General features: G+C 54.9%; 16 protein-coding genes. 9 read left to right on the top strand and 7 right to left on the bottom strand.

From position 1 onward, the window contains the following. Positions 1 to 44: 44 nt before the first annotated feature. The 7 genes from JC200_RS15500 (at position 45) to JC200_RS15475 (ending at position 5885) form a co-directional block, all read left to right on the top strand. Positions 45 to 1028 carry an aldo/keto reductase gene (locus tag JC200_RS15500; RefSeq protein ID WP_274436570.1) on the top strand — a complete coding sequence of 328 codons (984 nt, stop codon included), beginning with the start codon at positions 45 to 47 and terminating at the stop codon, positions 1026 to 1028. Positions 1029 to 1074: 46 nt separating this feature from the next. Next, complete coding sequence (locus JC200_RS24495; protein WP_443111828.1) at positions 1075 to 1263, top strand: GNAT family N-acetyltransferase; 189 nt, start codon at positions 1075 to 1077, stop codon at positions 1261 to 1263. A gap of 229 nt (positions 1264 to 1492) precedes the next feature. Then, positions 1493 to 2416 (top strand): ABC transporter ATP-binding protein, encoded by a 924-nt coding sequence (locus tag JC200_RS15495; protein WP_274432584.1) that lies wholly within the window; start codon positions 1493 to 1495, stop codon positions 2414 to 2416. Beyond that, positions 2413 to 3156, top strand: coding sequence for an ABC transporter permease (locus JC200_RS15490; protein ID WP_274432583.1), 744 nt, complete (start codon positions 2413 to 2415; stop codon positions 3154 to 3156). Before JC200_RS15495 ends, JC200_RS15490 begins: the two co-directional genes overlap by 4 nt. Before the next feature lie 114 nt (positions 3157 to 3270). Beyond that, positions 3271 to 4530: a sensor histidine kinase gene (locus tag JC200_RS15485; RefSeq protein WP_274432582.1), complete on the top strand. Its 1260-nt coding sequence runs from the start codon at positions 3271 to 3273 to the stop codon at positions 4528 to 4530. Further along, entirely contained in the window at positions 4527 to 5129 is a 603-nt protein-coding gene (locus JC200_RS15480; RefSeq protein WP_274432581.1) for a response regulator transcription factor, read from the top strand. Before JC200_RS15485 ends, JC200_RS15480 begins: the two co-directional genes overlap by 4 nt. Positions 5130 to 5288: 159 nt before the next feature. Beyond that, positions 5289 to 5885 carry a beta-class carbonic anhydrase gene (locus JC200_RS15475; protein WP_274432580.1) on the top strand — a complete coding sequence of 199 codons (597 nt, stop codon included), beginning with the start codon at positions 5289 to 5291 and terminating at the stop codon, positions 5883 to 5885. 490 nt (positions 5886 to 6375) lie between these two features. On the opposite strand, the gene JC200_RS15470 is transcribed toward JC200_RS15475, so the two are convergent. From JC200_RS15470 to JC200_RS15460, 3 genes are all read right to left on the bottom strand, one after another. Beyond that, the gene (locus JC200_RS15470; protein ID WP_274432579.1) at positions 6376 to 7650 is read right to left on the bottom strand and encodes a glycosyltransferase family 2 protein; all 1275 of its coding nucleotides are present in this window, start codon (positions 7648 to 7650) and stop codon (positions 6376 to 6378) included. Between the two features lie 424 nt (positions 7651 to 8074). Further along, positions 8075 to 8263: a hypothetical protein gene (locus tag JC200_RS15465; protein WP_274432578.1), complete on the bottom strand. Its 189-nt coding sequence runs from the start codon at positions 8261 to 8263 to the stop codon at positions 8075 to 8077. Positions 8264 to 8378: 115 nt separating this feature from the next. Further along, positions 8379 to 8717 carry a DUF4870 domain-containing protein gene (locus tag JC200_RS15460; RefSeq protein WP_274432577.1) on the bottom strand — a complete coding sequence of 113 codons (339 nt, stop codon included), beginning with the start codon at positions 8715 to 8717 and terminating at the stop codon, positions 8379 to 8381. Positions 8718 to 9135: 418 nt separating this feature from the next. On the opposite strand from JC200_RS15460, the gene JC200_RS15455 reads away from it, so the two are divergent. Continuing rightward, a complete protein-coding gene (locus tag JC200_RS15455) occupies positions 9136 to 10005 on the top strand; it encodes a proline iminopeptidase-family hydrolase (protein ID WP_274432576.1) in 870 nt (289 codons plus the stop codon). Positions 10006 to 10019: 14 nt separating this feature from the next. On the opposite strand, the gene JC200_RS15450 is transcribed toward JC200_RS15455, so the two are convergent. The 3 genes from JC200_RS15450 to JC200_RS15440 are packed head-to-tail and all read right to left on the bottom strand — an operon-like array spanning position 10020 to position 12434. Further along, a complete protein-coding gene (locus JC200_RS15450; protein WP_274432575.1) occupies positions 10020 to 10601 on the bottom strand; it encodes a thymidine kinase in 582 nt (193 codons plus the stop codon). A gap of 22 nt (positions 10602 to 10623) precedes the next feature. Then, complete coding sequence (locus JC200_RS15445; RefSeq protein WP_274432574.1) at positions 10624 to 11532, bottom strand: dihydrodipicolinate synthase family protein; 909 nt, start codon at positions 11530 to 11532, stop codon at positions 10624 to 10626. Beyond that, positions 11529 to 12434, bottom strand: coding sequence for a fumarylacetoacetate hydrolase family protein (locus JC200_RS15440; protein WP_274432573.1), 906 nt, complete (start codon positions 12432 to 12434; stop codon positions 11529 to 11531). Before JC200_RS15440 ends, JC200_RS15445 begins: the two co-directional genes overlap by 4 nt. Positions 12435 to 12580: 146 nt before the next feature. On the opposite strand from JC200_RS15440, the gene purU reads away from it, so the two are divergent. After that, positions 12581 to 13525 (top strand): formyltetrahydrofolate deformylase, encoded by a 945-nt coding sequence (gene purU, locus JC200_RS15435; RefSeq protein ID WP_274432572.1) that lies wholly within the window; start codon positions 12581 to 12583, stop codon positions 13523 to 13525. Positions 13526 to 14441: 916 nt separating this feature from the next. Here purU and JC200_RS15430 read toward each other — a convergent pair. Beyond that, the gene (locus tag JC200_RS15430; protein WP_274432571.1) at positions 14442 to 14681 is read right to left on the bottom strand and encodes a hypothetical protein; all 240 of its coding nucleotides are present in this window, start codon (positions 14679 to 14681) and stop codon (positions 14442 to 14444) included. Positions 14682 to 14683: the final 2 nt, after the last annotated feature.

Raw genomic sequence — 14683 nt, 5'->3', positions numbered from 1 at the left:
GTCGTGAGCCGTGGTAAGGTAGAAGAAACTGGAGGTGGAGCATGATGAAATACCGTAAACTAGGCGGCAGTGGACTTGACGTCTCCGTGATTGGCCTTGGCACGAACGCATTCGGTCGGCGCGCAGACAGGGAGTCATCCATCCGCGTCATTCATGCAGCACTGGACGCTGGCGTCAACTTCATCGATACCGCCAACATTTATACCGGGACGCTCTCCGAAAGCATCATCGGAGAGGCAATTGCCGACCGCCGTGACGAGGTCGTCCTCGCGACCAAAGCGGGACTTGTGGCGGGTGAAACCCCCAACTCGCGTGGGTCGTCACGGGCCCACCTAATGCGAGAAGTTGAGAACAGTTTGAAGCGGTTGCGGACGGACTACATAGACCTGTACCAGATTCACACCTTCGACCCCTACACACCTTTGGACGAGACGTTGCGAGCACTCGACGACCTGGTGCGATCCGGTAAAGTCCGCTATATCGGCGCCTCCAACTACCTGGCTTGGGTGTTGATGAAGGCGCTCGCGATTAGCGATGCGCGCGGCTATGCACGCTACGTCTCAATTCAACCGAGTTACTCGCTTGCAGACCGCACACCTGAGCTCGAATTAACATCGCTCTGCGGAGACCAGGGCATCGGCCTCATTCCCTACTTCCCGCTTGCTGGCGGAATTCTCACAGGGAAGTACGCGAAAGGCGCGGCGCCAGCGGGGTCACGGGCGGAGAAAGAACCTCGGTTCGCGAGTCGCCTTGAACAAAAATACTTGACTCTCGCGGAAGAAGTGGGTGAGGTGGCGCAGAAACTCGAGTGCACCAGCGTCGCCCTGTCCCTCGCCTGGCTCGTGCACCAGCCGACCGTCGCGACTGTCATCGTCGGTGCGACCAAGCCGGAACAAGTGGCGCAAAACGTCACAGCCGCCGAACTTGCACTCGATGCAGAAGTGCTCGGGCGACTCGACGAGGTGAGCTCCATCTTCAAGTACGGCCCCCCGTTCTCCTGGGCCAGCCTGCCAGCGCAACCACAGTGATTGACCGCGTTTTCGCCAAGCACGAAGAGTCCCAGCCTGCAGGCTTGTGTGGGTCCAACTGCGAAGCGTGGCGCCAAACGTCTCTCAGCGTGGAGATCAGACGGCACATGTCCATCAGCTGAGTGTTGTGGAACCGGAGCATCGGCGTGGCTTCGGTTCCGCGCTGATGGAGCACGTCGCCAACTTCGCCAGAACAACCTTGTGTGTCCAAATCGAACTCGACTACTGGGCGTAGAACACTCCAGCCGACGAGTTCTACGCGCGAATCGATTATCAGCCGAAGCACATCATTGTGCAAAAACCTCTGTGAGACAATGCAGGAACACTTCCCGACTCCACTGAACCGTAATCCGATATGTACGAGCTGAGGTGACAATTGTCACCTGATTCTGGTGACGAGTGCGCATGGGAGACCCCAATCGTTTCGCGTAGGATAGAGCCATCAAGAAGATGGAGGCGTTGTGATGGCCGCAGCGATTGAGCTCGAACAGCTAGTCAAAACGTACGGCGGTAAAACGGCAGTAGACCGCCTCAGTCTGACGATAGAATCCGGGTCAGTGGTCGCACTCCTGGGTCCAAACGGCGCAGGAAAGACGACGGCAATTTCCATGATGCTTGGGCTTCGCCGTCCCACGAGTGGAGTAGTCCGACTGCTCGGCAAAGACCCCGTTGTGCCGTCGACAAGAAACCACATTGGCGCGATGCTACAACAGGTGAATCTCCCAGAGAAGCTCTCCGTCACGGAAGTTCTGAAACTCTTCCGGAGTTATTACGAGCACCCCCTCGACATCGACCAGTTGATTGAACTTGCTGGACTTGAAGAGGAGCGAAAGTCTCCGGCGAGTCGACTGAGCGGAGGTCAGCAGCGTCGGCTCCAGTTTGCCCTCGCGATGACCGGGAATCCAAAAGTGCTGTTTCTCGACGAGCCGACGACCGGGATGGACGTCACCTCGCGCCGACTGTTCTGGGACCGACTCCGAGGCCTCAGCCGTGAAGGAAACCGCACCATCGTCCTGACGACCCACCACCTGGAAGAGGCAGACAGCAGCGCCGACCGAGTCGTTCTGATGCAACATGGACGCAAGATTGCGGACGGAAGTCCAGCACAACTCAAGGCTCTCGCAGGATTTAAGTACATCTCCTTTACAGCCGGTCCCTCCGTGAACGCCGATGACGTAGCCGCACTGGCTGACGTACGCAGCGTCGATTGGAGTGGCAGGAGAGCGCGCGTCCAGACGCAGGATTCAGACCAAGTCCTTCGAACTCTGCTCACCCGCTACACCGACGTGACCGACATTGAGGTGACGGGCGGCGGACTGGAAGACGCATTTATCTCTCTCACCGAAACTGACACAGAGTCACAATTGAAGGAGGTTGCTTCAAAGTGAGCCCACTGAATCAGGTCAAATGGGAGATTATCAGGCAATTTCGCAACCGCCGGTTTTTTATCTTTACAATCCTCATCCCGCTCTTCTACTACTTCTTGTTTGTCAAGATAGACGGTGGCAATATGAAGGTGGCAGGGTCAGCTTGGAAGGTATACTTCATGATGTCGATGGCTACTTTCAGCTCAATCGGCGCAGCCCTCAACGGCCTCGCGAGCCGCATTGCGTTTGAGCGGACGCAGGGTTGGATGACCCTGATTCGGACCACCCCACTGCGCCCAGTTTACTATGTCGTTGGCAAAGTCGGGGCACAACTACTCGTGAGCGCCGTGATGGTGATTGTCCTGTTCGCCGCTGGCGCTTTGGGTGAAGGAGTGCGTTTAACGACCGCACAGTGGGTGACCAGTTGGCTCTGGCTGACCATTGGCACGATGCCGTTCATCGCCCTTGGTATTAGCATCGGCCTGATTGCAGGGATGGAAGCGTCCGGAATGGCCGCGACAGGCATCTACCTCATTTTCTCGATTCTCGGCGGTTTGTGGTTCCCGACAGCCATTATGCCGAAACTGTTACAACACATCGCGACCTGGACGCCGACCTATCGCATCGCCAACATCGCTTGGCGCATCGGTGCGCATAGCGCCCCACGACTGTCAGACATCGCCGTCCTCGCCGGCTACCTAGTCGTGTTTGGAGCGCTTGCACAGTGGGCGTATCGCAACCGCCGCGAGACCATCGCGTAACTTCGAACAGAGCAAGGTATCAGTCTTTCGCAGGGACAAACGATGACGCCGCTGACCGGTCACGCCCTCCGTGGCCGGTTTGATAATAACTTCCAGATGTGAGGAGGAAGGCTCATGAGCACCGTGAATCGCAGGACAGCGTACCTACACCCCGTTCGATTATTCCCGCGCGGCAGTGCCATGTTCGGATACGCGTACCTGCTCAACCTCGTCATCCCTGCAGCGTTCCTCACCTTGGAACCGAACATCCGGCTCGTCATCATCGGTGCCGTCGCCATTCTCGCGTTCGCTGTCATCTATGTGCTCAGCTTCTGGGCGGGATACCGCATGACCATCCTGTGTATTGCATTAGAGATCGCGATGATGGTCGCCATGACACTCGTCTTGAGCCCAGGTTACATCAGCATGTTCTTCTATCCCGCAGCCTTGCTTGGCACTCTTAAACGCCCACATATGCAACGCGGCCTCGCCATCCTGATTTTCGCGGGCCTCGCTGTGTTGCTCATTCCCATACAAATTCACCACGAACACGTCATCACGCCGTACTGGGCGATGATGGGTTCTGGAGTCCTAGTTGCAATGGCGACGACCTACGGCAACTACATGCAGGCGGAACGGGCGCGCTCGCAGGCGGCACTACGGCGAGCGAACGACGAAATTGAGCGCCTCGCGCAAATCGCGGAGCGCGAGCGCATCACGCAGGACCTGCACGACGTCATGGGCCACGACCTCTCGATTATCACGCTAAAGTCGCAGCTGTTGGAGCGCCTGATTGATCACGATGCGGACCGCGCCCGACAGGAAGCACATGACATCCAGGTGGCAGCAAGGCAGGCGTTGACGCGGGTACGTGAGTACATCGCCGCTGTGCGCGAACCGAGCCTGCTCGATGAGTGGCGAGACGCACAGCGACTGATTCGGACTGCTGGTATGGAGTGTGCGTCCGATCCGGACGAAAACCTGCCGGACACCCGCTGCGAACAAAGCCGCGCACTGGCCATGAGTCTGCGCGAGGCAGTGACCAACGCGGTTCGCCACAGCCACGCACACCGTGTTGCCCTGTACTGGCAAGAACAGAGTGGAAGTCTCGAAGTCAGGGTCGAAGACGACGGACAGGGGATGCTGCCTGCGAACGGGCAGAGGCATGCGGAGCTGTCGCGTGAAGACACGGGGGCGCCCGAGCGGCAAGGAAACGGAATCAACGGGATTCGCGCTCGCCTGTCTGCGGTCGGCGGTCAGGTCTTCATCTGGTCCAACGGCGCTTGGCTCTCTCCGTCTGCGCCCGGTGCGCAAGCCCCTTCGACCGATCGCGGTACGGTGGTCACCATGCGCGTGCCATGGCCGGCAACAAAATGTGAGGGGGTTTCGTCGTGATCCGCATCTGCATCGCAGAAGACCAAGCTCTCGTCCGCGGCGCACTGGCCGCATTGCTTGATTTGCAAGAGGACATCGAGGTCGTCGCACAGGCTACTGACGGGCAGGAAGCCATTGATTTGTGTCTGGAGCATAAACCAGACGTCGCTTTGGTCGACATCGAAATGCCTGTCCTGAGCGGTCTAGATGTCACCCAAGTGCTCAGTGAAAGGCTGCCGTCCTGCGCAGTGTTGATTGTCACGACGTTCGCCCGTCCAGGCTATCTGCAGCGCGCGATGACGTTTGGCGCGAAGGGATACGTCCTGAAGGACGCCGAAATTGACGACCTCGTAAAAGCCATTCGCATTGTGCACGCGGGCGGGACAGTGATGGACCCGACCCTCATGCGCGAAGCGTGGCAGGCGCAAAACCCCCTGTCACAGCGGGAAATGGAACTGCTCAGGCGCGCTCGCGAAGGCACCTCGACAAAAGACCTCGCACGTCTCCTCTTCCTGTCGGAGGGAACGGTGCGAAACTATTGGTCCGACATCTTGTCCAAATTACATGTGTCTTCCCGCCAAGAGGCAATTCAACTCGCGATTGACAAAGGCTGGGTTTAAGTTCTTCCACAACTCGCGTCCCATCATCTGCTTCGTCAACTTGTTTCCCTTTGGAATCGATGGCAAGATACCTGTAGAACTGTCAGTGTCAGGTCTCGTGGAGGAAGAGCGCCTTTAACAAACGTCCGTCCATATGTCTCTTCCGAGGGGTGTGCGATCATGAACCGTTTGGATGAAATTCTGCATTTCAACACCGCTTTTGTTGAGCAGCGCGGTTACGAACCGTATCAGACGTCAAAATTCCCGGACAAAAAACTCGTTGTGCTGTCCTGCATGGACACCCGCCTGAGCGACCTGTTGCCGCGCGCAATGAACCTGAACAACGGCGATGCAAAGTTTATCAAAAATGCCGGCGCTGTCGTATCTCATCCGTTTGGCAGCGTCATGCGCAGCATCCTCGTGGCCGTGTACGACCTTGGAGCTGAAGAGGTCTGCGTCGTCGGGCACTACGGCTGTGGCATGGCCAGCATCAACCCGGACGAGACACTACGCAAGGCAACGACGGAGGGCGGTGTGTCAGACACCGTCATTGCTACACTCGAACAAGCTGGCATCGACCTGCACCACTGGCTGCAACGCATCGAGTCCATCCCCGACAGCGTCCGCGCCAGTGTCGAGATGATTAAAAGCCACCCGCTCATGCCAAAGTGGCTGAAAGTGCACGGTCTCGTGATTGACCCAGATACAGGCCGCCTTGACCTCGTGGTTGACGGCAACCGACCTGCTCAGTCAGTCAACGGCGATATCCAGTCATGACCGCAAATATGAAGGTCGGCTTGCAGCCTAACAGCCGTCTGATCACGGCATTGCGCCGCCGGCTGGGCTTTCCCGATGCTTGGGTCTAGGCTTTGAGCTTCCGTTCAAATAAAAGCCAGGAGAGTGAACGAATGAATGGGGCGATTGCGGCAACGACAACCCAAATCCACGAGGGGTGCCATACAAACAGCAACAAGCACGCGACGATTGCTGCAATCATGACGAGCACAGTTGACTGACTATTAATCGGGGTACGTACTCCACGAATCGTTTTCTGGTTACGCATATAACAATCGGAGCATAAGGCTTGAATTCCGTTCATGGACAAAAACGTGCAGAGATCGTCTCGGGAGTTAATCACTTTCCCACATTCGCCACACAGTACCTCCTGCATGCTCATCCCCTCCACTCGGGTCGGGCTCCAACACCTGACGCAGCACAGTTGAAGAATTCGACGTTGAAGAATTCGACGTTGAAGAATTCGACCAAATCATCGCAAGTCATCCATAGATTTCACAACGGTATGGGCAATGGGCTTCCATTCAATTTTCTTAAACAAAGCCACAATAGATATAGGCAAGTAGGTGAACATAAAAATCGGGAAGGTGAACACGTACATTATTTTTTTCCAATTTGCACAGTGAATTTTCTTCCACTCTGTTATGGTTGTGATGAGTCCGATTAAAAACAAGAACCCGTAAGACCACAACAGCGAACCGACTCCCCTTGAGGTGGAGATATGAAACATCTGTTTTTCACCAAATAACAAGGCTAAGCCGAGAAAGCCATTCCACACAAAGCCGACCCAAGAGATTAGCATTGCTGGCATAATCGTCATGACCATATCGTAGCAAGAGAATCTGCTCTTTCCATGGACGACGCCATGAAGCAAATCCTTCCCATACTTATAGAGAACTTGGTAAAATCCCTTTGCCCAGCGCAACCGCTGGCTCCATGACTGGCCAAATGTGATTGGTTGCTCATCATAGAACATGGCGTTCCTGCAGTACCCAATCTTTTCACCTTGAATCACCTGTGACACAGAAAACTCGATGTCCTCGGTAAGAAGATGATAAATCCATCCTCCATGGTCTTTAAGCAACTGAGCTTGAACCAAAAAACCTGTTCCGGAAATCGCGCAACTGGTATTAAGAACCATTCTCGGAAGGTTGATATACTCAGCTTCATGCATAAACCAAAGTGCATAACCGGCGGTAATCCAATTCTGGTCATAATTCTTTGAGTTCCGGTAACTGGTAACGACCCGATACCCTTGGTCAAAAGTTTTATTCATCTCAAATATATAGTTCTCTTCAAGAAGATTGTCGGCATCAAACACAAAATATCCGTCGTAATGATTCGCTGAGTAGTCCCTCTCAATGACTTTTAACATATAGTCGAGGGCGTATCCCTTCCCCACTTGAACCCGATTAAAACGTTCCCTGACTATGGCCCCCGCAGCCCTCGCGACTTGGGCTGTGTTGTCCGTACAGTTATCTGCCACAACGTAAATATCGACCAGATCTTGTGGATAATTCTGGTCTTTGATACTACCTATTAGTTGTCCAACAACGCGTGCTTCATTTCGAGCTGGAATGATGACGGCATACTTGCCAAGACGAGCATCATTCACACTGCAATATTTGGAGCGTTTCGCCTTAAAAGCTACAAATATGTAGACAACTCGATATGAATACACCAAGACAAATATCAGAAACAGAAAAAAATCAAAGTCATTCATAAACGTTGACATATGATTGATCAAGACGCCCTCACGATCCTATCTTTAGATGGTTACTACCTGTCGATGGCTTCTAAAGATCTTAGTTTGGGCTCAAATTAGATGACATACCGACAATGGGAAATCAGTCGATTCTTGGATTCCCTCAACTACGCACTCCCATTGTAGCATTACGCGCGTCAGACGTGAGCCTTCACGTTCAATAAATGCCAACGGTTTTCAAGGTAAGTTTGTCCACGCTCGACCGAGGTATGACTAGTGACTAGACCCAGAACCTGTGCTTCGCAACCGAGACGTCCGGTGCCTGTGCGCCAGAAATGAATATCCAGCGGGGTGGCGCCGCGGCTACTCTAGCATTTACATCCCCGATAGCGATTGTACACCATATCTGTTAATGACCGCGCTTGTTTCATTTTACAGCAGATGCTACCGTTGCGGCGGAAGTTCACTATCGCAACACTGACTCTGTCTTGGCATCACAGCGACTGATCGATGCATAGGCAACGAAAAGGGCAATCAGAGTCGTAAATACGAGGCTCACAATCGCTGTTCCCATCTTAAACGTAGTCAGGGCATCTGCCCAGTAAAATATCTCACGCAGCACTTGATAAGTACTGTTTTCCAAACCGTCTTCCATTGGTGGAAGCCACTTAAAGCAGAAAATAAGTCAGCGGCCGACACGACAAAGGGATGAGAAAGACCCTCATCCCCAGAATGTCCATTGTAAGTTACTTGGCAGGCAGTCCGTGTATTCAACGAATGAAACGAATCGTCAGAGGGTACCGGTAGTGCTCGCCATTGGAAGTCTTAACCGCAGCAATGATGACGAACACGATCTGGAAAACAGCTAATGCGATGAGTAACAAAAAGCCGATCAAGATGAGGCATAGGATTAGTGCCACAATACCGTAAATCATCAGTGATATTTGGAAATTCAAGGATTCCTTTCCCTGTTCATCTACAAACCTAAATTGGTTTCTTTTTACCAACCAGACAATCAAGGGTCCAATAATCCAGCCAAATGGAACGACCCATCCCGCGAAAGCCGCTAAGTGACAAAGCATAGCCCAGTTCTTCTCTTCTGAGTTCACCCATAGCCTCCTCACTGCTGCCAGGCACACATTGCTTATCCTCTCCAGACAGCTTACGTTCTCTCGTTGCGCTACCACGTATGTCCACATGTTTGTAAGCATACCGGCGGCGGACCCGTACCCATAGTGAAGTCTGTGAGCATGAATTTGATTCCACAGCCAATATAGAACAAGGACACTACAAAACGGAACGCGAATTTTGCGTCTTCCGCCGAATTTCCGCCATCAGTATAGCAGATACCATACTTTGTCTGCATCGCAGTTAAAGAGCCCAGCAAGTCTTCCTGCGCTTTGGATTTAGCTCTACGCCCCCCCCCACTGCCTTCCAAAGGTTCACTTTAGCTAAGGCCACACTACAGAATGTATGCCGACGAAGTCATGCTAAACTAAGGACAGACATGAGAGGAAGTGAAAGTATTTGGACCGCGAAGGTTTTGTCAATGTCGAAGGTGGCCGCATCTGGTATCAGATTGTCGGCGACAACCACCAGGCGACTCCATTGCTCACTCTCCACGGTGGCCCTGGGAGCGCACATCTGGGTATGGAACCACTAGCAAAGGCTCTGGGTTCGAAACGCCCTGTGGTCCTCTATGATCAATTGGGTTGCGGACAATCGGACCGTCCCGAGGACAACTCGCTTTGGACAGTTGAGCGGTTCGTTCGCGAACTCGCCACGCTCCGCGACGCATTGGGACTTAAACAAGTCCATATTCTCGGACACTCCTGGGGAACGATGCTGCTCGCTGACTACCTGTTGACGCAACCAGCAGGCGTCGCTAGTGCGGTCTTCTCCAGCCCTTGCCTGAGTGTACCCCGATGGATTGAAGATGCGGACCGAAATCGCAAGGAACTCCCAGAAGACGTGCAAGTTGTTCTACGCGAGTGCGAAGCAAACGGAACGACGGATTCGGAAGCGTATCGAAATGCCGAAAAAGTCTACATGCAGAAGTATCTCTGTCGCGTCGAGCGCTCAGAAGACGAAAAGGCACGCCGCAAGGCTGCCTTTGGGGAGAGTGTCTACGAGTACATGTGGGGTCCTTCTGAATTCCACGCAACTGGCACGTTACGAAACTATGATCAGACCGGAAGACTACCAGAAATAGCTGTTCCATGTCTGTTTACATGTGGCTTTTACGATGAAGCCTCACCCGCTTCAACCGGTTATTATCACAGCCTCATAGCCGGGTCGGAGTTTCACGTCTATCCAAACAGCTCCCACTCGCCCATGGTAGAGGAACCAGAAGCGTACTTCCGCACGGTTGATGCTTTTCTTTGCAAGCACGAGTGACAGGCGCTTAGCCCTTAGCTCAGGGTCTCGAGGTTCGGATGAAAGTAGTGTTTACGGCAGACGGAGCGGTACAGGTCGTTCCCGCCCACCTCAATCTGATCCCCGGTGTACACTGGTTTTCCGTCTTTCAGCTTTAAAATCATCGTTGCCTTGCGGTTGCAGTTCGGGTGGGCGCAGATGGTCTTAATCTCCTCAATCTGGTCCGCCCACAGAATCGCCGCCTGGCTGCCTTCAAAAAACTGATTGCGGTAGTCTTTCAAGAGCCCGTAGCAGATGACTGCGATGTTCAAATCGTCCACCACACGAGCAAGTTGCTCCAGATGGCGGGCGCGCAGGAACTGCACTTCGTCGACAAGGACGCAGTCCGGGCGCTCCCGTTCGACAATCGCGAACATATCCGTTTTGTCGTCAACGACCGTGGCGTCTTTCGCGATGCCGACGCGTGACGCGATTCTGCCATAGCCATACCGGGCGTCGATGGATGGTGTAAACAGCGTCACCTTTTTGCCTTGTTCTTCGTAGTTGTGTGCGACGGTGAGCAGTTGAATCGACTTACTCGCGTTCATCTGCCCAAATCGGTAGTACAGCTTGGCCACTCAATCACCTGGTTTCTCAAATTTACAGTTGCAAAAAATCGACGAGGTCACGCAGTTCCGCCAGCGTCTTCGCATCGACGCCGGGCGCCGGTGGGCGGACAAACGCTGACGCAATCGCGCCTCGCATTTGGTAGACCTGTTTGCGGATCGCGACGCCCGTCACACCGAGTTGTGCCTCATAGCGTACAAGCGGCAGACCGTGGTAAAAGAGTTCGCGGGCGCGGGCGTGATCCCCTGCTGAAAACCGCTCGTAGACCTGCACGAGAAGCTCCGGGTAGGCGAACCCAGTCATGATGCCGATTGCACCGCGGTCCAACTCTTCATAGAAGTACATTCCCCCTAGTCCGCCAAAGAGACCGAGTCGGTCATTCGTCGCTGTGCGAATGGCAGTTACTTTCATGATTGTCGGCGTGTCTTCGATTTTCACATAGCGCGCCGTGGGGACAGCGTCCGCAATCTGCGCAAACACGGTCGGCGCCATCACGACACCGGACGTAACAGGCTCATCTTGAATGACGAGCGGCAGGTCCGATGCGTCACCCACAGCTGTGTAGTGCTCAACGAGGAGGGCAGGGTTCTGCAGCTTCGGCGGTGGTGCGACCATCACGGCGTCTGCACCGAGAGCGGCTGCGTGCCTGACAAACATGCGAGCCTGGTGCGTTCCTGCTGCGGTGCAACCGACCACAACCGGAACCTTGCCTGCAATCTGTGCCACGGCAGTCTCGATGACAATGTCCCGCTCGCGCTCTGTCAGTTTGTTCGCTTCGCCCATGATGCCTAGCAACGTGACACCGTGCACGCCCGCGTGCAGGTAGAAGTCGAGCAGTGTCCGGAGCGACACTGTGTCCACCTCTCCCTCGGCGGTAAACGGGGTCAGTGAAATGACGCACATGCCATGCAGCCGCTTTTTATCGGGTGTTGCAGAGGTCATGCCTGTTCACCTCCGTCGCTGTTTCGCACGGGGTTTTGCAGCGGCAGAAAGCCGTCGACCCGGCACTCCGCCACATCACCGTCCCGAATCACGACCGCACCAGGGGTACCTGTCGAGATGATGTCTCCCGGTAGCAGCGTCATCACCTGTGAGTGGAAGGCGACGAGGAACCACGGCAGGAACGTCATGTTGGCGATGGTGTTCTCACGGTGCAGCGCCCCATTGCGGTACGTTCCGACTTTTGTCCCGTGCAGGTCAGGAATTTCATCCGGCGTGACGAGTTCGGGCCCGAAACTGAAAAACGTGTCAAAGTTCTTCGCGCGCGTCAAGAACCGCGGGTTTTTCTCGAGGATGTCTTCTGCTGTCATGTCGATCACGGTGGTGAACCCGGCTACGTACTCTGGCGCTTCCTCAACACTGACGTTGTGGCACGTCCGGCCGATCACGACCGCGATCTCCGCTTCTGCGGTCACTCGCTTCGATTGCTGCGGCAAGAGGATGGTGTCCGCAGGTCCGATGATAGTGGTGTCTGCCTTCATGAAACTCGCGGGCTCTTCTGTCGGCGACTTTTCATGTAGGTCGCTCGCGTGCTCGCGGTAGTTGAGACCGATGCCCCAAATCTTTCGCGGGTGCCTGTAGAGCGGACCAAAATCGCACTGCGAAATCGGTCTGCCGCGAGTCGCGAGGTCAGCTGTCTCCGCGCTATCCGCCTGACGCAGCCGCATACGCAGGGCGGCGAGCGACTGTTCGTCGTTGAGCAGCGCTAACAATGTGGTTGGAAGACTCATGTGCCAAGTTTCATTGAGCCGCTGTATGGGGAGGAAGGTGTCTCCGAAACGAACAGCAGCCTCCTCGTTGTGTGATGTCTCGTTGTGTGATGTCTTTATGGTCGCGAGTCTCATGGCGATCCCCCTTGGTAGACGCAGAAGGTCTACTTGAAACTGTAACAATCGGCTCGCACAGACTCAAGAGGATAGGATGGAACCGTCAACCCTGCTATACTGAAAACAAAGTTTCAACATTCGGAAATGATAGGTGATGGCCAACTATGAATGAGGTGACGGATTCGGCATCGGACGCGCAAAAATGCCGGAACTTAGAGACATCTGTTGCATTCAATGACCATTCTGGTCGATCCGGAAACAACCGTGCGCGGCTGTTGGTCTCCTGCCCCGACCGGCCCGGGATTATCGCGGCCGTGACCCAGTTTTTAGCCAGCGCTGGCTGCAATATTCTCGAAGCCGACCAGCACACGTCCCCGTCGACGGCGATGTTTTTCATGCGCATCGAGTTCGAACATGACGCTGTCTCATCTCACCTGCAGACCCTGCGCGGCGACTTCGCGAGCGTTGCCGTCCAATTTGAAATGAACTGGCAGATGGAGTTGGTCAACCGCCGCAAACGCGTGGCCGTGTTCGTCTCGAAGGAATTGCACTGCCTCACAGAGCTCCTCTGGCAGTGGCAGGCTGGCGACCTGTTCGCCGACATTAGCATGGTCGTGAGCAACCACAACGCGGCAGAGGAGACGGTGAGAACGTTCGGGATCCCCTTCTACCACTTGCCCATCTCCCGCGAGACGAAGCTCCAGGTAGAGGCGCGACAGCGTGAACTGCTTGGCGCAGATACTGACCTCATCGTGCTCGCGCGCTACATGCAGATCCTCTCACCAGAGTTTGCCGAGCGCTTCCCGCGTCGCATCATCAACATTCACCACTCGTTCTTGCCAAGCTTCATCGGCAAGCAACCGTATGAGCGCGCGTTTGAACGCGGCGTCAAGTTGATCGGCGCGACCGCCCACTATGTAACGGCCGATCTCGATGCTGGCCCGATCATCGAGCAGGACGTCCACCGCATCACCCACCGCCATGAAGTGGACGACCTGAAGCGCATCGGACGCCTCGTCGAACGCACCGTGTTGGCGAGGGCTGTCAAGTGGCACCTCGAGGACCGTGTCCTCACACACGGCAACAAGACGGTCGTGTTCGCGCAATAGATAGGTGTCCCGCTAGCCACGGCGCTCTGGGCACGGCGCTCTGGGCACGACGCTCTGGACTCGGCGCTATGGGCACTAGGCGATTAATGGAACAATAGACGTTTACGTCTATTTTCATCACAATTTGTGCTCCGCAGGAGCGCGAGGGATGTTGGCGCTGTCGATCGAATTGTGCCAATCCAGCAGGGACACAGCGGTGTAGGTGTCATTCTGACACCTACGGCGAACGGAGTCCCGAATCAGATACCAATTGACACCTTGCAGCTCCTGGGGGGCGGCACGCTAAGTGTCATTTTGACACCTACAGCTCCCGCGGCGGCAACGTAAGTGTCATTTTGACACCTACAGCTACTGGGGCGGCGACGTAGGTGTCATTTTGACACCTACAGCTACTGCGGCGTCACCCTAAGTGTCATTTTGACACCTACAGCGCCTGGGGCTGCACCCTAAGTGTCATTTTGACACCTACAGCGCCTGGGGCTGCACCCTAAGTGTCATTTTGACACCTACACCTACTGCGGCGGCGACGTAGGTGTCATTTTGACACCTACAGCGCCTGGGGCTGCACCCTAAGTGTCATTTTGACACCTACAGCTCCCGCGTCGTCACCCTAAGTGTCATTTTGACACCTACAGCTACTGCGGCGGCACCCTAGGTGTCATTTTGACACCTACAGCTCCTGTGGCGGCGATGTAGGTGTCATTTTGACACCTACAGCACCCGCGTCGTCACCCTAAGTGTCATTTTGACACCTACAGCTCCCACTGCGGCACGCTAAGTGTCATTTTGACACCTACAGCTCCCACGGCTCCACGCTAAGTGTCATTTTGACACCTACAGCTCCCACGGCGGCAACCTAAGTGTCATTTTGACACCTACAGTTCCTGCGGTCGCAACCTAAGTGTCATTTTGACACCTACAGCCCCCACGGCGGCAACCTAAGTGTCATTTTGACACCCGAAGGGGCGCCCCACGATACAAGGCGGACCCGCGCTCCCAATGAGACAAAGCGCCCCCGGTTGTTGGCAAAAATGACCCGGACCGAGGACGCAAGGACGGTCGACTTTGCAGTCGACTTCATGAGCAAGACTTCGTGACCAAAGCCGACGCGAAGTCCAACGCGAAGTCCCACGCGAAGTCCCACGCGAAGTCCCACGC

The sequence above is a fragment of the Alicyclobacillus sp. ALC3 genome, assembly GCF_028751195.1.
GTDB lineage: Bacteria > Bacillota > Bacilli > Alicyclobacillales > Alicyclobacillaceae > Alicyclobacillus_L.
This window is presented reverse-complemented; position numbering and strand designations above follow the sequence as displayed.